This window comes from Micromonospora violae (genome assembly GCF_004217135.1).
Classification (GTDB): domain Bacteria; phylum Actinomycetota; class Actinomycetes; order Mycobacteriales; family Micromonosporaceae; genus Micromonospora; species Micromonospora violae.
In genome coordinates, this window is the sequence record NZ_SHKK01000001.1 from 5,944,708 (window position 1) to 5,963,807 (window position 19,100).

A 19,100-nucleotide genomic window follows, 5' to 3' on the forward strand; every position below is an offset into this window, starting at 1 on the left:
GCATCGCAAGCTGTCGCGTCGCTCAGGCAGCGCGCGGGCCGACGTGGCGAAACGACCGGTCCGGGAGCCGAGGCGAGGTTTGCGATGCGCCGTGCCGGCCGGGGCCGATCGGGCGGGTCGGCGGGCGATCGATGCAAGCTGGCGGGTCGCGCACCCTGGCACTACGGCGCGCGCGGGCACAATATGGGGTGCCGGTGTGTCCGTACGGACCGTCGCCCCCGAGTTGAGCGAGGAATGATGACCACGGCGAAGCAGTCGGTGGCGGATCCGTCCGCGCCCGACCACGAGGCGCTCCTCGGTGAGTTGACCGAGGCCCTGCGACGGATCGGTCGCGGCGATCTGAAGGTGCGGCTTCCCCGCCGCGCCGGCGCGGCCGGCGAGGTGGCGGACGCCTTCAACGAGGTGGTCTCGCTCCAGGAACGGCAGTACCTCGACCTGCGGCGGATCAGTCGGATCGTCGGTCGCGACGGCCGGCTCACCGAGCGGCTCGACGACGAAGGGCTGGACGGCTCCTGGGCGGAGGGCCAGCGGGCGATCAACTCGTTGATCGACGACCTGGGCCGACCCACCACCGAGATCGCGCGGGTGATCGTGGCGGTCGCCGACGGTGACCTGTCCCAGCACATGGCGTTGGAGATCGACGGTCGGCCGCTGCGCGGTGAGTACCTGCGCATCGGGCGGACCGTGAACACGATGGTGGACCAGTTGTCGTCGTTCGCCGACGAGGTGACCCGGGTGGCCCGTGAGGTGGGCACCGAGGGCAAGCTGGGCGGCCAGGCCGACGTCCGGGGCGTCGCCGGCACCTGGAAGGACCTCACCGACTCGGTGAACACCATGGCGTCGAACCTGACCTACCAGGTCCGGTCGATCTCCCAGGTGTCGACGGCGGTGGCGAAGGGTGACCTCTCCCAGAAGATCACCGTGTCGGCCAAGGGTGAGGTCGCCGAATTGGCGCACACCATCAACTACCTCACCGACACGCTGCGGCTCTTCGCCGAGCAGGTGACCCGGGTGGCCCGTGAGGTGGGCACCGAGGGCAAGCTCGGCGGTCAGGCCGAGGTGCCGAACGTGGCGGGCACCTGGAAGGACCTGACCGACAGCGTCAACTCGATGGCGTCGAACCTGACCGCCCAGGTCCGTAACATCGCGCAGGTCTCCACGGCGGTGGCGCGGGGTGACCTGTCGCAGAAGATCACGGTGGCGGCGCAGGGCGAGATCCTGGAGCTGAAGGACACCGTCAACACGATGGTGGATCAGCTGTCGTCGTTCGCCGACGAGGTGACTCGGGTGGCCCGTGAGGTGGGCATCGAGGGCAAGTTGGGTGGTCAGGCCCAGGTGCGCGGCGTCTCCGGCACCTGGCGGGACCTCACCGAGAACGTCAACCAGCTGGCCGGCAACCTGACCAGCCAGGTCCGCAACATCTCCCAGGTCTCCACGGCGGTGGCGAAGGGCGACCTGTCGCAGAAGATCACCGTGGACGCCCAGGGCGAGATCCTGGAGCTGAAGAACACCGTCAACACGATGGTGGATCAGCTGTCGTCGTTCGCCGACGAGGTGACTCGGGTGGCCCGTGAGGTGGGCACCGAGGGCAACCTGGGCGGGCAGGCGCAGGTCAAGGGCGTCAGCGGTACGTGGCGGGACCTGACCGACAACGTGAACTCGATGGCGTCGAACCTGACCAGTCAGGTCCGCAACATCGCCTCGGTGACCACGGCGGTGGCGAAGGGTGACCTGTCGCAGAAGATCACGGTGGACGCGCGGGGCGAGATCCTGGAGCTGAAGTCGACCGTCAACACGATGGTGGATCAGCTGTCGTCGTTCGCCGACGAGGTGACCCGGGTGGCCCGTGAGGTGGGCACCGAGGGCAAGCTCGGCGGCCAGGCCCAGGTACGCGGGGTCGCGGGCACCTGGCGCGACCTGACCGACAACGTCAACTCGATGGCCTCCAACCTGACCGCCCAGGTGCGCAACATCGCCCAGGTGTCGACAGCGGTGGCGAAGGGTGACCTGTCGCAGAAGATCACGGTGGACGCGCGGGGCGAGATCCTGGAGCTGAAGTCGACCGTCAACACGATGGTGGACCAGTTGTCGTCTTTCGCCGACGAGGTGACCCGGGTCGCGCGTGAGGTGGGCACCGAGGGCAAGCTCGGCGGCCAGGCGCAGGTCAAGGGCGTCAGCGGCACGTGGCGGGACCTGACCGACAACGTGAACTCGATGGCGTCGAACCTGACCAGTCAGGTCCGCAACATCGCCTCGGTGACCACCGCGGTGGCGAAGGGCGACCTGTCGCAGAAGATCACCGTGGACGCCCAGGGCGAGATCCTGGAACTGAAGTCGACAGTCAACACCATGGTCGACCAGCTCTCGTCGTTCGCCGACGAGGTGACCCGGGTGGCCCGCGAGGTCGGTATCGAGGGCAAGCTCGGCGGTCAGGCACAGGTGAAGGGCGTCTCCGGCACCTGGCGTGACCTCACCGAGAACGTCAACCAGCTCGCCTCGACGCTGACCACGCAGTTGCGCGCCATCGCCCAGGTGTCCACCTCGGTGACCCGCGGCGACCTGACCCAGCGGATCGCGGTCAAGGCGCAGGGCGAGGTCGCCGAGCTGAAGGACAACATCAACCAGATGATCGTCACCCTCCGGGAGACGACCAAGAAGAACGCCGAGCAGGGCTGGCTGGACTCCAACCTCGCCCGGATCGGCGGCCTGTTGCAGGGCCAGCGCGACCTCGGCGAGGTCTGCCGCATGATCATGGCGGAGGTGACTCCGCTGGTCGACGCCCAGCTCGGTGCCTTCTTCCTGGCCGACGACGCCGACGGCAGCATGCGGCTGCGGCTGACCTCCTCGTACGGGTACGTGGCGCGGGGGCACGACGTCACCTTCGGGCCGGGTGAGGGGCTGGTCGGGCAGACCGCGCTCTCCCGCCGGACGATCCGGGTGAGCGCCTCCCCGAACAGCCGGCTCACCCTGCGGTCCGGTCTGGCCGAGACACCCCCGTCCGACCTGGTGGTGCTCCCCGTCCTGTTCGAGGGCGAGCTGCTCGGGGTGATCGAGTTCGCCAGCGTGTCCGCCTTCTCCGATCTGCACCTGTCGTTCCTGGAGCGGCTGGTGCTCACCATCGGCATCGCGGTCAACACCATTCAGGCCAACCGGCGTACGGAGGAGCTGCTGGCCCAGTCGCAGCGCCTGGCGCACGAGATGCAGGAGCAGTCGGCGGAGTTGCAGCGCACCAACGCCGAGTTGGAGGAGAAGGCCACGCTGTTGTCCGAGCAGAAGGGCAACATCGAGACGAAGAACCGGGAGATCGAGCTGGCACGGCTGGGCCTGGAGGAGAAGGCGCAGCAGCTGACCCGGGCATCGGCGTACAAGTCGGAGTTCCTGGCCAACATGAGCCACGAGCTGCGCACCCCGCTGAATTCGCTGCTGCTGCTGGCCCGACTGCTGGCCGAGAACTCGGAGCAGAACCTCACCCCGAAGCAGATCGAGTTCGCCAAGACCATCCACGGGTCCGGTTCCGACCTGCTGCGCCTGATCGACGACATCCTCGACCTGTCCAAGATCGAGGCGGGCCGGATGGACGTCGAGCCGACCGAGATCCGCTTCTCCGAGCTGCGCGGCTACGTCGAGCAGGCGTTCGCGCCGCAGGCCGAGGAGAAGAACCTGGACTTCCAGGTACGGGTCAGCAAGGACCTGCCGCCGGCGTTGGTGACCGACGCGCAGCGCTTGCAGCAGATCCTGCGCAATCTGCTCTCCAACGCGGTGAAGTTCACCGACAACGGCGCGGTGACGCTGCGCATCGCCCCGGCCGCCGAGAACGCGGTCTTCGACGTCCCGGCGCTGACGAACGCCCAGCAGGTGATCGCGTTCACCGTGATCGACACCGGGATCGGCATCTCCGACGACAAGCTGTCGATCATCTTCGAGGCGTTCCAGCAGGCCGACGGCACGACCAGCCGCCGGTACGGCGGCACCGGCCTGGGCCTGTCGATCAGCCGCGATCTGGCCCGACTGATCGGTGGCACCATCACCGTCTCGTCCGCGCCCGGTCAGGGCTCGACCTTCACCCTGTTCGTGCCGCAGGTGCTGGCCCCGGACGCCGTGGTCGTGCCGCAGACACCGTCTCCGCAGCGCGCCGGCCTGCCGTCGTCGCTGCTGATGCCGCCGCTGGAACTGCTGCCGGAGCGGCCGGAGGCACCGGCCACCCGCCAACTGGACGGCGCCACCGTGCTGATCGTGGACGACGACGTCCGCAATGTCTTCGCCTTGACCAGCGCGTTGGAGCTGCACGGGATGACCGTGCTGTACTCGGACAACGGGGCGGACGGTGTCCGCCTGCTGGCCGAGCATCCGGAGGTGGACATCGTGCTGATGGACGCCATGATGCCCGACCAGGACGGCTACGAGACCACCCGTCAGATTCGCCGCAACCACCGGTTCGCCGACCTTCCGGTGGTCTTCCTGACCGCGAAGGCGATGCCCGGTGACCGTGAGTCGGCGCTCGCTGCCGGGGGCAGCGACTACATCACCAAGCCGGTCGACCTGGACGACCTGATCGAGTTGATGTCGTCCTGGATCAACGGCAGCCGGACCGAGGAGACTTCGTGACCCAGATGGCCAAAGCGCTGCTCGTGGACGACCGACGGCAGAACCTGACGGCCCTGGAGGCGATCCTCCAGGGCCTGCCGGTCCAGTCCGTGGCGGTGGAGAGCGGCGAGGCGGCGCTCAAGCAGCTGCTGGTGGACGACTTCGCGGTGATCCTGTTGGACGCGCAGATGCCGGACATGGACGGCTTCGAGACGGCGAGTCACATCAAGCGCCGCGAGCGGACCCGGCACGTGCCGATCATCTTCCTCACCGCCGCCGACCGGGACGCCCAGCTCGCGCTGCGGGGATACCAGGTGGGCGCGGTGGACTACCTCACCAAGCCGTTCGACCCGTGGGTGCTGCGGGCGAAGGTGTCCGTCTTCGTCGAGCTGTGGGTGAAGACGCGGCAACTGGCCACCCAGTCGGACCTGGTCCGGGAGCGCGACACGCAGTGGCGGCGGCTCACCGACGCGGTCGACGAGGCGACGGCTCTGCTCCGCTCGGACGACCCGGAGGTCCGCGACCGGGCGGTACGCATGCTCGAACAGGCCCGCTGGGGCAACACCGACTGACGCGGTGGGGTGGCTCAGCCGGTGGGCTGGTCGTTGCGGATCATCAGGGCGCTGCGGAGACCGGTGATGTCCAGCACGCGGATCAGGAAGTCACCCACGTGGGTCAGCATCAGCAGGCTCTGCGCGTGGCTGGCCTTGCGGCTGAGCACGACCAGGGTGCCCAGACCCTGCGAGTCGCAGAAGGTGACGCCGCCGAGGTCGAGCACGATCCGCGGGGGCGGGTCGGCCAGTACCTCGTTGACGACGGTGGAGAGCTGCGCCGCCGTGAGCATGTCGATCTCACCGGCCAGGCGCAAGACTGCTTCGTCGCCCGTCCGGTGTAGCGTGATGGACAGTTCGGCACGATCCACCCGGTCAGCCTAGCGCGATCCGACCGACGCGGCCTGTCGAGGCCACGGGCCGCGGCCGGGGCCGGCGTCCAGGCCACAAGCCCGGGTTGGCGCTGCTCACGGGCCCAGGTCCTGGGTGAGCCGGGTAACCCAGCCACGGGGTGGCTGCTGGTTGACCGTCCGGCGCTGTCACAATGGCGGCATCGTGACCGACATCTTTTCCGCCGGATCCGGCCGCTACCCAGCCGACGCGCCGGCCTCCGAGGCCCTGTTCGACCGCGCCCGCGCCATCGTGCCGGGCGGGGTGAACTCCCCTGTGCGCGCCTTCCAGGCGGTCGGCGGCACCCCGCGTTTCATGGTCCGTGGTGAGGGCCCGTGGCTGTACGACGCCGACGGTCGCCGCTACGTCGACCTGGTCTGCTCGTGGGGCCCGCTGATCCTCGGGCACGCCCACCCGGAGGTGGTGGAGGCCGTCCAGGCCGCCGCGGCCCGGGGCACCAGCTTCGGTACGCCCACCCCCGGTGAGGTGGAGCTGGCGGCCGAGATCGTCGCCCGGACCCCGGTCGAGCAGGTCCGCCTGGTCAACTCCGGCACCGAGGCGACCATGTCGGCGATCCGGCTGGCCCGCGGCTTCACCGGCCGCTCGAAGATCGTCAAGTTCGCCGGTTGCTACCACGGCCACGTCGACGCTCTGCTCGCCGCCGCCGGCTCCGGCGTGGCCACCCTGGGCCTGCCCGACTCGCCCGGTGTGACCGGCGCGGCGGCCAGCGAGACGATCGTCCTCCCGTACAACGACATCCGGGCCGTCGAGGAGGTCTTCGCCGCCGAGGGCCCGCACATCGCCGCGGTGATCACCGAGGCCGCCGCCGGCAACATGGGCGTGGTGGCCCCCCGCGACGGCTTCAACCAGCAGCTCGCCCGGATCGCGCACGCCCACGGCGCCCTGCTCGTGGTGGACGAGGTGATGACCGGGTTCCGGGTCTCCCGCGCCGGATGGCACGGCCTCGACGCCTCCGACGCCGACCTGTGGACGTACGGCAAGGTCATGGGTGGTGGCCTGCCCGCGGCGGCGTTCGGCGGGCGGGCGGACATCATGGCCCGGCTCGCGCCGGCCGGCCCCGTCTACCAGGCCGGCACCCTCTCCGGTAACCCGCTCGCCTGCGCCGCCGGTCTGGCGACGCTGCGGCTCGCCGACGACGCGCTGTACCAGCGCCTCGACGAGACGGCCGCCGTGGTGGGCAAGCTGGCGTCCGACGCGTTGGCCGCCGCCGGGGTCCCGCACCGACTGTCGTACGCGGGCAGCATGTTCTCGATCTTCTTCACCGACGCCGACGTGGTCGACTACGACAGCGCGCGCACCCAGCAGGTGCCGGCGTTCAAGGCGTTCTTCCACTCGATGCTCGCCGACGGCGTCTACCTGCCGCCGAGCGCGTTCGAGTCGTGGTTCGTGTCGGCGGCGATCGACGATGCCGCTCTGGAGCACATCGCGGCCGCGCTGCCGACGGCGGCGAATGCAGCGGCAGCGGCCGGTCACGGGGGGTAACAGACAGTGGCGAAGACGGTGGTTCACGTGCTGCGGCACGGTGAGGTGCACAACCCCGACCAGATCCTCTACGGCCGGCTGCCCGGTTTCCGCCTCTCCGAGCTGGGCGTGCAGATGGCCAAGGCCGCCGCGCAGGGCCTGGCCGAGCGGGAGATCGTGCACGTGGTGGCCAGCCCGCTGGAGCGCGCCCAGCAGACCGCCGAGCCGATCGCCGCCCAGTTCGGGCTGCCGGTCGGGGTGGACGAGCGGCTGATCGAGAGCGCCAACTGGTTCGAGGGCAAGAAGGTCTCCCCGGGTGACGGGTCGTTCCGCGACCCGCGCAACTGGTGGGTGCTGCGCGACCCGGTGACCCCGTCCTGGGGCGAGGCGTACCGGGTGATCGCCGAGCGGATGTTCGCCGCCGTGCACGCCGCCCGGGTCGCCGCCGAGGGCCGCGAGGCGGTGCTGGTGTCGCACCAGCTCCCGATCTGGACGCTGCGCCGCTACGTCGAGCGCAAGCGGCTCTGGCACGACCCGCGCAAGCGGCAGTGCGGGCTGGCCAGCCTCACCTCGTTCCACTTCGACGGCGCGAAGGTGGAGGGCATCGGCTACAGCGAGCCGGCCGCGCACCTGATCGCTCTCTCCGCGACCGCCCGGACGGCCAAGGGGGCCTGATGAACGCCCGGAGGTGGACCGCCGGACTGCTCGCCACCGTCGCCGCGGTGGCGCTGGTCGGCTGCACGTCGTCGAAGGCGCAGGAGAAGACCTGCACGACCACCACCGACGGGATCTTCGAGTGCGCCCCGGACCAGCGCTCCGCACCACCGAAACTCGCCGGTGAGCTGCTTCTCGGCGGCACCTACGACGTCACCGAGGCTCGCGGTCAGGTGGTGGTGGTCAACTTCTGGGGTTCCTGGTGCGCGCCGTGCCGCGCCGAGGCGGACGACCTGGAAGCCGTCTACCAGGCCACCAAGGGTTCCGGGGTGAGCTTCCTCGGCATCAACGTGCAGGATTCGCGGGACAAGGCCAAGGCGTTCGAGAAGGGCCGGGTCACCTACCCGAGCATCTTCGACCCGTCGAGCAAGACGGCGCTCGCGCTGGACATCCCGCCGAACAGCGTGCCGGCGACGGTGATCCTCGACCGGGAGGGTCGGATCGCGGCGGTGATCCGGGCCGCCGTCAAGCAGGAGGGCCTGCAACCGATCGTCGAGCGGATCGCCGCCGAGAAGCCGGCGTCGAACTGATGGGCGAGACCTTCCGGCAGTTGGCCCTCAACGGGCCGCTGCTGCTCGCCATGGGCGCGGCGGCGCTGGCCGGCCTGGTCAGCTTCCTGTCCCCGTGCGTGCTCCCGCTCGTCCCCGGTTACCTGTCGTACGTGACCGGCCTGGCCGGGGCCGACCTGGAGGGCCGCCGGCCGACCGCCGATCCCGCACCGGGCAGCGGGGGTGTCGCGGTCAAGGAGCGGGCCACGACCGTGGCCGTCAAGGGTCGGGTGCTCGCCGGGACGCTGCTCTTCATCGGCGGCTTCACCGTCGTCTTCGTAGCCACCGCGATCCTCTTCGCCAGCATCGGCCGGGTGTTCTTCGACTACAAGCGCGAGTTGCAGATCGGCGTCGGCGTGCTGATCATCGTGCTCGGCTTGAGCTACCTCGGGATGATCCCCGCCCTGCAACGGGAGTTCCGGATCTCCCGGCTGCCGTCGGCCGGGCTGCTCGGCGCACCGGTCTTCGGTGCGGTCTTCGCGCTCAGCTGGGTGCCCTGCACCGGCCCCACCCTCGGCGCGGTGATGGGCATGGCCGCCACCAGCGGGCAGAGCGACCGCGCGGTGGTGCTGGCCGTGGCGTACTGCCTCGGGTTGGGGATACCGTTCGTCGTCTTCGGGCTGGGCTTCGAACGCCTGCTCGGGGTCTTCCGCGCCGTCCGGCGCAACAGCCGCTGGGTCACCCGGGTCGGCGGCGCCCTGCTCATCCTGATCGGCCTGGCCCTGGTCACCGGCGGATGGCAGAGCTTCGTGATCTGGCTGCAGACCACCGTCGGGGTGGGCGAGGTGAGCATCTGATGACGGTCGTCGACGACCGACCGGAGACCGTGGCGCCCGCGCCCCGCCGCCGGCCGAACCGGCTGCTGGCCCTGCTGCGCAACTCGTGGCGGCAGCTCACCAGCATGCGTACGGCGCTGATCCTGCTCTTCCTGCTCGCCATCGCCGCCATCCCCGGCTCGGTGCTGCCGCAGCGCGGAATCAGCCCGGAGAAGGTCAACGAGTACTTCGTCGACCACCCGGACTGGGCCCCACGGCTGGACCGGATCGGCGCGTTCGAGGTCTTCGGCTCGGTCTGGTTCTCCGCGATCTACCTGCTGCTGTTCACCTCCCTGATCGGTTGCATCACGCCCCGGCTGCGGGATCACGTCCGCACGCTGCGGTCCCGGCCACCGGCCGCGCCGAAGCGGATGGCCCGGCTGCCGCAGCACACCGTGCTGCCCGCCCCGCCCGGTGGCGCGGCGGCGATCGCCGAGGTGCTGCGCAAGCGCCGCTGGCGCGTCGAGGTGCGCGGCGACGAGGTCTCCGCCGAGAAGGGCTACCTCAAGGAGACCGGCAACCTGCTGTTCCACACCTCGCTGATCGCCGTGCTGATCGGCGTGGCGCTCGGCTCCTGGTACGGCTGGAGCGGCAACCGGCTGCTGGTGGCCGGCGCGGACAACGCGTTCTGCAACACCCGCCAGCAGTACGCCGAGGCGAAGCTCGGCCCGCGGGTGAACAGCGCCGACCTGCCCCGCTTCTGCCTGCGGCTGGACGACTTCCAGGCCCGGTTCCTCGACAGCGGTCAGCCCGAGTTCTTCAACGCCACGGTCACCGTCGACGGCCCCGACGAGCCGACCCGCCGCGCCGACTTCTCGGTGAACTCGCCGCTGCGCCTGAACGACGCGAGCGTCTACCTGCTCGGCCACGGGTACGCCCCGGTGATCCGCTACACCGACCGGTTCGGCAACAGCCAGATCAGCGACGAGCCGTTCCTGACGACCGGCGACATGGGTCTGACCAGCGAGGGTCTGGCCGCCTTCCCGGACGCCAACGTCGACCCGGCGACCGGCCAGCGCGCACCGGACCAGCAGATGGCGTTCACCGGCATCTACCTGCCCACGGCCCCCGAGCAGGCGCCGTTCGTCCGCTCGCAGTACCCGACCGAGCGCAACCCGGCGCTGAACCTGGTCGCCTACCGGGGCAACCTCGGCCTGGACGCCGGCATCCCCGGCTCGGTCTACCAACTCGACCAGCGGCAGGTGCGGACCGGCAAGGTCAAGGAAGTCGGCACCAAGCTGCTCCGCAAGGGCGAGACCTGGACGTTGGACGACGGCACGACCGTCGAGTTCCTGGGCACCGAGCGGTACGTCACCCTCTCCGTCCGGCACGATCCCGGCTCGACGATGCTGCTGCTCAGCTGCGGTGTCCTGCTGGTCGGGCTGATGGGTTCGCTGTTCGGGAAGCGTCGCCGCGTGTTCTTCCGGGTGGTCCCGGGCGACCCCGGGGAAGGATCTCCGACAAGCGGTAGTAGCTTGATGGAGGTCGGTGGGTTGCCGCGTACCGACTATCCAGGGTTCGCCGACGAGTTCACCCAACTCGTCGCCGCGGTCAAGGGTGACGACGGCGCGGCCGAACGGGCCGGCGTGCGAGAAGGAGCCGAGTGATGTCCGCACTCTCCGACAATCTGGTGACCTTCGCGATCCTTTACTACCTGATCGCGATGATCGGGCACGCCGTCGAGTACGCCCTGGGCAACGTGCGTACCCGGGTCGCCACGGCGGCTCCGGTGCGCGAGTTGGTCGGGGTCGGAGCCGGCGGCGGTGTCATCCCGACGCCGCCCGCGTCGGTCCCGTCGCCGCCCCCGGCCGACCGTTCCGGCCGGCGGGCCCGGCTCGCGGGCCTGATCGGGGTGGGAGCCACCGCGGTAGCCGCCGTGCTGCACCTGGCGGCGCTGGTCACCCGCGGTCTCGCGGCAGACCGGATGCCCTGGGGCAACATGTACGAGTTCGTGCTCACGGTGACGTTCATCGGGGTCGCCGCCTGGCTGGTGGTGCTCTGGAAGCGACCGTCGCTGCGCAAGCTCGGGCTCTTCCTCACCCTCGTGATGGTGCTGCTGGTCGCCACCGCCGAGCTGGTGCTGTACGTGCCGATCGTGCCGCTGGTGCCGGCGCTGAACTCGTACTGGTTCGTCATCCACGTCTCGACGATCGTCTTCGCGTCCGGCATCTTCCTGCTCGGCGTGGTGCCGGCGGTCGGCTTCCTGATGCGCAACGGGTACGAGCAGGGCAAGCGGAGTTTCCCGTACACCCTGGCCAAGCGGCTGCCCGGCGCGGCCGGCCTGGAGCGGCTGACCTTCGCGCTGCACGCCTTCGCCTTCCCGATCTTCACCTTCGCGGTGATCGCCGGTGCCATCTGGGCCGAGGCGGCCTGGGGTCGGCCGTGGGGCTGGGACCCGAAGGAGACCTGGGCGTTCATCTCCTGGGTGGTGTACGCCGGTTACCTGCACGCCCGCGCCACGCCCAGCGTCAAGCGCAACGTGGCCACCTGGATCGCGGTGCTCGGCTTCCTCACCATGCTGATGAACCTGTTCGGCGTGAACATCTTCTTCACCGGCCTGCACTCGTACGGCGGGCTGAACTGACCTGTTCGATGACGCGCGGGCCGGCCACGGGATCGTCCGTGACCGGCCCGCATCGTTCAGCCGCGGTCAGCTCACGATCACCGGAGCGATGTCGTTGCTCGGGTTGTCGTCCACTCGCGGGTAGCGGCCGTGCGGCTCGACCTGCCCGGCAGCGCCGCCGAGTCGTTCGATCCGCAGGTCGAACGTGACCGTGTGGCTGGTCCCGGCGAGGAACACGGACACCCGCCCGTCGCAGTACCAGGTTGCCGGTGCATCAGCGGTGCCCTCGTCGTCGCCGAACGGCCAGCAGTCCGAGGGATGGTCCACGACGGTGACGCCGACGGGTGGGGTGAAGTGGAACGCGCCGACGACGTCGCCGGAGTTGGTGCCGTCCGGCGCGCCCGGCCCGACATTGCGGAGGCCCACGGTGGCCTGGACGGTGTCACCGACAGCTCCGGTAACGGCGGCACCTTCGGCCACGATGTCGAAGGCGCCCCGGATCTGATCCAGGTAGGTCCCGCCGCCGGCGCTGGTCACCTCGACCGGAACCACGTCGAGCGGCGCGCCGACCGGCCGTAGGCGCAGTGCCTGGTCGGCGTCGCGGCTCTTGAACTTCACATTGCTCGGAAGCGGCTCGGCGCTGGCCAGCGGCTCCACGATCTGGTTGATTCGCTTACTGCCGAGGGCGGCCGGACCGAGAGCGGTGGGGAAGCCACCGCGCAGTTCGTGCCGCTGGCCGGGTGCGAACGTGCCCCGCACGGTGCAGGCGACCCTGGTGCCGAGCGCTTGGTCGGTGCCGTAGCGGCAGTTGCGGTAACTGGCCGGAACCAGGCCAACCGGAAAACGGAAGGTGAGGCGAAGATCCACAGCCGGCTGGTCGCCGGCGTTGACCACGGCCACCGGCATGGCGTAACTGTCACCGACATCGACGCCGGCGACGTTCTCGTTGACCATGTCGAGCAGGTCAGGCCCGGATCGCACGGTGACGACCGACTGTTGGGTGTATGGCTCGGTCTGCTCGCCGAAGGTGGTGTAGGCGAGGGTGCCGGTCGCGCCGTCGGCAGCGCCGGGGGCGGCGTGGAAGACCACCGGCACGTCACCGGTGGCCGAGCCGGACGCGTCCGGGTTGGCCGTCGATGGCATCGGGCAGGTGACCGAGGCGCCCTCGGTGACGCACCAGGAGGGGAAACTGGCGTTGGCCACCCCGGCCAGGCCGGTCAGGTCGAGGGTCACCCGGGGCTGGACAGCCCGTGAGCTGTTCAAGGTCAGCGGCACCGTGCGGCCGGGGGCGCCGGATGCGCCGACGGTGACATCACCCAGCCAGCCGCCAACCCAGCCGGGGTCGTCCTCTGCCGCAGCCGGCCCAGCCGCCACGCCGATCCCCGCGACGATCACGACGAACGCGGTCAGGCCGCGCGTCAGGTGCACAGATCTCATCGATCTCCTCGAGAAGGGCTGAACCGGTCGGAAGAAGCCGGGGCCGCATCACCCCCGGCCCGCCGGCATCCATGATCTTAGAGATTGCCTGTGACACTCTTCGATCACTTGATCCGCCTCCGTCCGTTGATCCACTCGGTCTTCATGAAGTCGCGGTGTCCAGCGGCCTGGAAGGCCCCAACTTCCTGAAACCAGGGTGGATCTCGCAGTGGTGTCGGCCGTCGAGCTGGGGCAGGCGGCGCCCAACGAGGCGTACCTGACCCGGGCCGACGAGGTGCTCGACACGGGTGGCCTGTTGGTCTCGCTGCGCGAGCTGGGTCGGCGTGACGGCGAGCCGGTCTGGTTCCGCCCCTGGCTGGAGGTCGAGCGGGTCGCTACCCAGCTGCGCTGCTTCGGCGCGACGATGGTTCCGGGGCTGTTGCAGACCGCCGACTACGCCCGGGCGGTGTTCCGGCTCGACCTGGGGCTCACCGCCGAGCGGGTGGAGGAGTTGGTGGCAGCCCGGCTGGAGCGGCAGACGATCCTCGACCGGGAGCACCCGCCGCAGCTCACCGTCGTGATCGACGAGGCCGCCCTGCAACGCTTCGCGGAGGGCTGCGCCGGGGTGCTCGCTGGTCAGCTGCGGCATCTGGTGGCGTGCGCCCGCCGTCCGCACATCCGCGTGCACGTGCTGCCGCAGGGGGTGGGGCTGCACGCCGGCCTCTTCGGGCCGTTCATCCTCGGCCGCATCACCGACGGCAGTTGGCTCGGCTTTCTCGACAGCCAGACCGGCGGCACTGCCGTGGACGACATCTTCGAGGTGGCGACCCTGCTTGGAAGGTGGGAGAGTCTGCGCAGTGACGCGCTGCCCCGGCAGCAGTCGATCGACCTGCTCGAGGAGATCGTGAAGCCATGGATCTGACCGGAGCCCGTTGGCGCAAGTCCACCCGCAGCGGCAACGATGCCGGCGCGTGTGTCGAGGTCGCCGACAACCTGGCCGGCCGGGTGCACGTCCGTGACTCCAAGGACCGCGATGGCGGCCTGCTGACCTTCACCCCGGCCGCGTGGCGCGCCTTCGTCGAGCCGGCCCGCACCCACTGACCGGCCACTGAGCCGCGCAGCCCGCGATCAGCCGCCGAACCAGCCGGGCACGTCGAGCCGGAACCAGTTGGCCGAGGCCATCGTGTGCAGGTCGTCCTCCATCGCGGTGACCCGTTCCGGGCCGAGGGTTTCGACCCACTGCGCGCGTAGTCGGTCGAAGATTTCCGCCGAGCGGCGCAGTCCCTCAGCGCCGCGCGCTGTCACCCGGACCAGCCGCCGTCGGGCGTCGGTGGGGTCGTCGACCCGCTCCAGGTAGCCGACGGCGACCAACCGGTCGACGGTCTTGCCGGCGGCCTGTTTCGAGATGCCCAGCCGCTGGCCCAGCTCGGTGGCGGTGGTGCCGGCCGCGCCGACGGCCTGGAGCACGAATCCGTGCAGCGGTCGCAGCTCCGGATGCCCCTCCCGGGCCAGTTCGGCATGCAGGTCGTCGATCAGCGTCCGGAAGCCGGCCAACAGCAGCAGCGGCAACTGGAAGCCGGGGCGGGCGGGGTCAGCGGTTGCCATGTTCGACAACCACGTTTACTATTTCGTCAACCACGTTGACTATCGTAACGTCCCCCCACCCAGGCTCTGGAAAGCAGGTAACCATGTCCGTCTTCACCGCCCACACCGCTGAGACCGCACCCGCCGGCGCCCGTCGGTCCATCGAGGGAGTACGCGGTCGGTTCGGCTGGCTGCCCACCCCGGTGGCGCTGATGGCCGATTCGCCGCAGCTGCTTACCGGCTTCCTCACCGCCAGTGCGGGCTTCGAGCAGACCGACCTCGCCCCGTTGGAGCGGGAGGTGGTCATCCTGGCGATCACCACCAGTCACGAATGCCATTTCTGCGTAGCCCTGCACACCGGCAAGCTCACCCAGCTCGGCGCGACCGCCGAGCTGATCACTGCGCTGCGTGCCGGTTCGGCGCTCCCCGAGCCGCGGCTGGAAGCGCTGCGCCGGTTCACGCTGGCCGTGCTCGACCACCGGGGCGGCGTGCCCGACGACGAGTTGGACGACTTCCTGAGCGCCGGCTACCAGCCCCGACACGCGCTGGACGTGGTGCTCGGCGTCGGCGCGTACACCATGTCCACCTTCGCCAACCGGCTCACCCGGGCACCGCTCGACCCGCCGCTGGCCGCCCACGCCTGGACGCCCACCACTCGATCGTCCGCCAACCATGCCCCGCACTAGCGTTGATCAAGAGGTTTGCGTCACCGGAGGGGCTCCGGATGACGCAAACCTCTTGATCAACTAGTGGAGGTTCGAGGGTTGCTCAGGCCGCCCCGAGGAAGTCGCGCAGCAGGGCGAGCATCTCGTCCGGGCGCTCCTCGTACAGCCAGTGCCCGCAGTCCTCGACAACCTCACCGCGGACCGTGTCGGCGTACCGGCGCACCTGCTGGGCGACCTGGTCACCGAGGCTGGCCGCCGCACCGACCGCCAGCACCGGCATCGTCAGCTTCGTGCCCCGGTACGTCGCGTTGTCGGCGATGTCCTGGTCGAACGCCCGGAAGTAGGCGAAGCTGGCCCGCAGCTGCGCCGGGTCGCGCAGATGGCTGGCGAACTCCTCGACGTCGGGCGCGGCGATGCTGCCCTTGCGCACCATCAGGGCGTCGGTGAACCGGTCCACCCAGAGTGACTCCCGCCCGCTGACCAGCGCCTCCGGAAGCCCGTTGCCGATGGAGAAGTAGCCGAAGTTCCACACCCCGGGCCCGCCTGCGGTGAGCGCGGGGAACGTGTAGATGCTCTCGTCGGGGATCGGCGCCTCGCTGAGGACCAGCCGACTCACCCGCTGCGCGTGGGCGGCGGCGTACGCGTACGCCACCATGGTCCCCAGGTCGTGCCCGACCAGCCGGAGGTCACCGACCAGGCCGAGCTGGTCGAGCAGTCCGTGCAGATCGGCGGCGACGGTCTTCTTGTCGTATCCGCCGTCCGGGGCGTCGCTGCCGCCGAAGCCGCGCAGGTCGGGCGCGACCACGTCGAAGGAGCGCCCCAACTCGGGCAGCAGGTGCCGCCACATGTGCCAGCACTGCGGGTAACCGTGCAGCAGCACCAGGGGCGGGCCGGCCCCGCCCCGGACGTAGTTCATGGTGATCTGGTCGACCCGCGCCCGCTGCTCGGTGAACCCCGCCGGAACCCGCTCGCCACCCATCGCCGCCTCCGCCCGCCCGCCTCGCCCGCGCGCCGCCCGCCCGTGCGTCCTCTGCCGTCCCGCCCGCCGCGTGCCGTCCGCCCCGCCTGTCGGCCCGCCGCCCGCTCCGCCTGTCGGCCCGCCGCCCGCTCCGCCTGCCTGCTGCCTGCCGTCCGCCCCCGCCTGCCAGGCCGCCGCCGGGCGGCCGGCCCGGCAGTGGCCTGGCCTACCCGCTCCACCGCCCGCCATGCGCGAGACGGCCGTTGATCCACTCGGGTTTCAGGAAGTCGGGCCGTCCCAGGCCGTCGGACACCCCGACTTCCGGAAACCCGAGTGGATCAAGCCGAGTGGATCAAGCGGTGGGCCGCAGGCGCGCGGGCGGTCGCGGGTGTCACAGCACCCGGCTTGGGGCGTACCGGAGCCGGTGCGGGAGACTGGGCGACATGGCGGCTCGTGGCTTCCCGTACACCGATCTCAAGGACTTCATCGCGGCGCTGGAGCGCGCGGGGGAGTTGCGCCGGGTCGACGTCCCGGTCGACCCGACCCTGGAGATGAGCGAGGTGGTCACCCGCACGGTGCGGGCTGGCGGCCCGGCGCTGCTCTTCGAGCGTCCGACCCGGGGCGAGATGCCGGTGGCGATCAACCTGTTCGGCACCGAGAAGCGGATGGCGATGGCCCTCGGTGTCGACTCCCTGGACGAGGTCGGTGCCCGGATCGGCGCGCTGATCAAGCCGGAGTTGCCGGTCGGCTGGTCGGGCATCCGCGAGGGTCTCGGCAAGGTCATGCAGCTCAAGTCGGTGCCACCGCGCAAGGTGAAGACCGCCCCCTGCCAGGAGGTCGTCTACCGGGGTGAGGACGTGGACCTCAACCGGCTGCCGGGGTTGCAGGTCTGGCCCGACGACGGCGGGGTCTTCCACAACTACGGGCTGACCCACACCAAGCACCCGGAGACCGGCAAGCGCAACCTCGGCCTGTACCGACTCCAGCAGCACGGCCGCAACACCCTGGGCATGCACTGGCAGATCCACAAGGACTCGACGGCGCACCACGCGGTCGCCGAGCGGCTCGGGCAGCGCCTGCCGGTCGCGGTCGCGATCGGCTGCGACCCGGTCGTCTCGTACGCGGCCAGCGCGCCACTGCCCAGCGACATCGACGAGTACCTGTTCGCCGGGTTCCTGCGCGGCGAACGGGTGGAGATGGTCGACTGCCTCACCGTGCCGTTGCAGGTGCCGGCGCACGCGCAGATCGTGCTGGAGGGCTACCTGGAGCCCGGTGAGCGGCTGCCCGAGGGGCCGTTCGGCGACCACACCGGCTACTACACGCCGGTCGAGCCGTTCCCCGTGCTGCACATCGAGGCGATGACCATGCAGCGCAAGCCGGTCTACCACTCGATCGTCACGTCGAAGCCGCCGCAGGAGGACCACGGCCTGGGCAAGGCCACCGAGCGGATCTTCCAGCCGCTGCTCAAGCTGATGATCCCGGACATCGTCGACTACGACCTGCCGGCCGCCGGTGTTTTCCACAACTGCGCGATCGTCTCGATCCGTAAGCGCTACCCGAAGCACGCGCAGAAGGTGATGAACGCGATCTGGGGCGCGCACCTGATGTCGCTGACCAAGCTGATCGTGATCGTCGACGAGGACTGCGACGTGCACGACTACAACGAGGTCGCCTTCCGGGCCTTCGGCAACGTCGACTACGCGCGGGACCTGCTGCTCACCGAGGGGCCGGTGGATCACCTCGATCACTCGTCGTACCAGCAGTTCTGGGGCGGCAAGGCTGGTGTCGACGCCACCCGCAAACTGCCCACCGAGGGCTACACCCGTGGTTGGCCGGAGGAGATGAGCATGAGCCCGGAAGTCGCGGCCCTGGTCGACAAGCGCTGGAAGGAGTACGGGATCTGATGGCCGTCCTCGACGCACCGGCAGCGAAGCCGGGCCGGACCAGGTCCTTCCTGAAGCTCGTCGCCGTCGAGCACTCCGTGTTCGCGCTACCGTTCGCGTTCCTCTCCGCGTTGGCCGCGATGCGGGCCCTCGATGGGCGGGTACGGTGGCTCGACCTGCTGCTGATCACCGTGGCGATGGTCGGGGCGCGGACGTTCGCGATGGCCGCCAACCGGATCCTCGACCGCAAGATCGACGCGCGGAATCCGCGTACCGCCGGGCGGGAACTGGTCACCGGAGCGGTGAGCGTGCGGACGGCCTGGACCGGCGCGGCCGTCGCGCTGGTGGTCTTCCTCGTCGCTGCCGCCCTGCTCAACCCGCTCTGCCTGGTGCTCGCGCCGCTCGCAGTAGTGCCGCTGGTCGTCTACCCCTACGCCAAGCGGTTCACCAACTGGCCGCACGCCATCCTCGGGGTCGCCCAGGCCGTCGGCCCGGTCGGCGCCTGGCTGGCGGTCACCGGCACCCTGGACGGCTCCGGGCCGGCGTGGCTGCTCGGCGCGGCCGTCGGGCTGTGGATCGGCGGCTTCGACCTGATCTACGCCTGCCAGGACTCCGAGATCGACCGGGAGATCGGCGTGCACAGCGTGCCCGCCCGCTACGGTCGACGCTTCGCCCTGCACGCTTCCACTGTCGCGCACGTGGTGACGTTCGCGCTGTTCATCTGGTTCGGTGCGCAGATCGATCTCGGCTGGCTCTGGTGGATCGGGCTCGCGCTGACCGCTGTGGCGTTCGCCTACCAGCACGTGGTGGTCACCCCGACCGACCTCAGCAAGGTCAACCGGGCGTTCTTCACCGCGAACGGGTTCGTCGGCATCGCGCTGTTCCTCTTCGCCCTGCTCGACCTGGTGATCCGGCTCGGCCTGCGGCCCTGATTCCGGCTCGGCCTA

The 19,100-nt window shown here is 70.2% G+C and carries 17 protein-coding genes; 13 read left to right on the plus strand and 4 right to left on the minus strand.

Annotated elements, in window-relative coordinates; translation table 11 throughout:
• Nucleotides 1–237 precede the first annotated feature (237 nt).
• Nucleotides 238–4,605 carry a HAMP domain-containing protein gene (locus tag EV382_RS26855; protein WP_130406351.1) on the plus strand — a complete coding sequence of 1,456 codons (4,368 nt, stop codon included), beginning with the start codon at nucleotides 238–240 and terminating at the stop codon, nucleotides 4,603–4,605.
• Entirely contained in the window at nucleotides 4,602–5,156 is a 555-nt protein-coding gene (locus tag EV382_RS26860) for a response regulator (protein ID WP_130406353.1), read from the plus strand. The genes EV382_RS26855 and EV382_RS26860 overlap by 4 nt, the downstream gene beginning before the upstream one ends.
• A 14-nt stretch (nucleotides 5,157–5,170) precedes the next feature.
• Here the strand turns inward: EV382_RS26860 and EV382_RS26865 are convergent, their stop codons facing one another.
• Nucleotides 5,171–5,506, minus strand: a complete 336-nt coding sequence (locus EV382_RS26865) for an STAS domain-containing protein (protein WP_007454492.1) — start codon at nucleotides 5,504–5,506, stop codon at nucleotides 5,171–5,173.
• Between the two features lie 184 nt (nucleotides 5,507–5,690).
• Here EV382_RS26865 and hemL point away from each other — a divergent pair, with 184 nt between their 5' ends.
• The 6 genes from hemL to ccsB are packed head-to-tail and all read left to right on the plus strand — an operon-like array spanning nucleotide 5,691 to nucleotide 11,668.
• Nucleotides 5,691–7,028, plus strand: a complete 1,338-nt coding sequence (hemL, locus tag EV382_RS26870; protein ID WP_130406355.1) for a glutamate-1-semialdehyde 2,1-aminomutase — start codon at nucleotides 5,691–5,693, stop codon at nucleotides 7,026–7,028.
• 6 nt (nucleotides 7,029–7,034) lie between these two features.
• Nucleotides 7,035–7,682: a histidine phosphatase family protein gene (locus tag EV382_RS26875; protein WP_130406357.1), complete on the plus strand. Its 648-nt coding sequence runs from the start codon at nucleotides 7,035–7,037 to the stop codon at nucleotides 7,680–7,682.
• Entirely contained in the window at nucleotides 7,682–8,251 is a 570-nt protein-coding gene (locus tag EV382_RS26880) for a TlpA family protein disulfide reductase (protein WP_130406359.1), read from the plus strand. Before EV382_RS26875 ends, EV382_RS26880 begins: the two co-directional genes overlap by 1 nt.
• Complete coding sequence (locus tag EV382_RS26885) at nucleotides 8,251–9,066, plus strand: cytochrome c biogenesis CcdA family protein (protein ID WP_130406361.1); 816 nt, start codon at nucleotides 8,251–8,253, stop codon at nucleotides 9,064–9,066. Before EV382_RS26880 ends, EV382_RS26885 begins: the two co-directional genes overlap by 1 nt.
• Nucleotides 9,066–10,691 carry a cytochrome c biogenesis protein ResB gene (gene resB, locus EV382_RS26890; RefSeq protein WP_130406363.1) on the plus strand — a complete coding sequence of 542 codons (1,626 nt, stop codon included), beginning with the start codon at nucleotides 9,066–9,068 and terminating at the stop codon, nucleotides 10,689–10,691. The genes EV382_RS26885 and resB overlap by 1 nt, the downstream gene beginning before the upstream one ends.
• Entirely contained in the window at nucleotides 10,691–11,668 is a 978-nt protein-coding gene (ccsB, locus tag EV382_RS26895; RefSeq protein WP_130406365.1) for a c-type cytochrome biogenesis protein CcsB, read from the plus strand. The genes resB and ccsB overlap by 1 nt, the downstream gene beginning before the upstream one ends.
• A 66-nt stretch (nucleotides 11,669–11,734) precedes the next feature.
• Here the strand turns inward: ccsB and EV382_RS26900 are convergent, their stop codons facing one another.
• On the minus strand, nucleotides 11,735–13,084 hold the full coding sequence (locus tag EV382_RS26900) for a hypothetical protein (RefSeq protein ID WP_130406367.1): 1,350 nt from the start codon (nucleotides 13,082–13,084) through the stop codon (nucleotides 11,735–11,737).
• 196 nt (nucleotides 13,085–13,280) lie between these two features.
• On the opposite strand from EV382_RS26900, the gene EV382_RS26905 reads away from it, so the two are divergent.
• On the plus strand, nucleotides 13,281–13,985 hold the full coding sequence (locus tag EV382_RS26905) for a DUF5753 domain-containing protein (RefSeq protein ID WP_208758502.1): 705 nt from the start codon (nucleotides 13,281–13,283) through the stop codon (nucleotides 13,983–13,985).
• Nucleotides 13,976–14,164 carry a DUF397 domain-containing protein gene (locus tag EV382_RS26910; protein WP_130406369.1) on the plus strand — a complete coding sequence of 63 codons (189 nt, stop codon included), beginning with the start codon at nucleotides 13,976–13,978 and terminating at the stop codon, nucleotides 14,162–14,164. The genes EV382_RS26905 and EV382_RS26910 overlap by 10 nt, the downstream gene beginning before the upstream one ends.
• 27 nt (nucleotides 14,165–14,191) lie before the next feature.
• Here the strand turns inward: EV382_RS26910 and EV382_RS26915 are convergent, their stop codons facing one another.
• Complete coding sequence (locus EV382_RS26915; protein ID WP_130406371.1) at nucleotides 14,192–14,668, minus strand: MarR family winged helix-turn-helix transcriptional regulator; 477 nt, start codon at nucleotides 14,666–14,668, stop codon at nucleotides 14,192–14,194.
• Between the two features lie 83 nt (nucleotides 14,669–14,751).
• Here EV382_RS26915 and EV382_RS26920 point away from each other — a divergent pair, with 83 nt between their 5' ends.
• Nucleotides 14,752–15,333, plus strand: a complete 582-nt coding sequence (locus EV382_RS26920) for a carboxymuconolactone decarboxylase family protein (protein ID WP_130406373.1) — start codon at nucleotides 14,752–14,754, stop codon at nucleotides 15,331–15,333.
• An 82-nt stretch (nucleotides 15,334–15,415) separates the two neighbouring features.
• Here EV382_RS26920 and EV382_RS26925 read toward each other — a convergent pair whose 3' ends face one another.
• A complete protein-coding gene (locus EV382_RS26925) occupies nucleotides 15,416–16,291 on the minus strand; it encodes an alpha/beta fold hydrolase (protein WP_130406375.1) in 876 nt (291 codons plus the stop codon).
• Between the two features lie 422 nt (nucleotides 16,292–16,713).
• Here EV382_RS26925 and EV382_RS26930 point away from each other — a divergent pair, with 422 nt between their 5' ends.
• Nucleotides 16,714–18,174: a menaquinone biosynthesis decarboxylase gene (locus EV382_RS26930; protein WP_130406377.1), complete on the plus strand. Its 1,461-nt coding sequence runs from the start codon at nucleotides 16,714–16,716 to the stop codon at nucleotides 18,172–18,174.
• Nucleotides 18,174–19,085, plus strand: coding sequence for a menaquinone biosynthesis prenyltransferase MqnP (mqnP, locus tag EV382_RS26935; protein WP_130406379.1), 912 nt, complete (start codon nucleotides 18,174–18,176; stop codon nucleotides 19,083–19,085). The genes EV382_RS26930 and mqnP overlap by 1 nt, the downstream gene beginning before the upstream one ends.
• The last annotated feature ends 15 nt before the right edge of the window (nucleotides 19,086–19,100 follow it).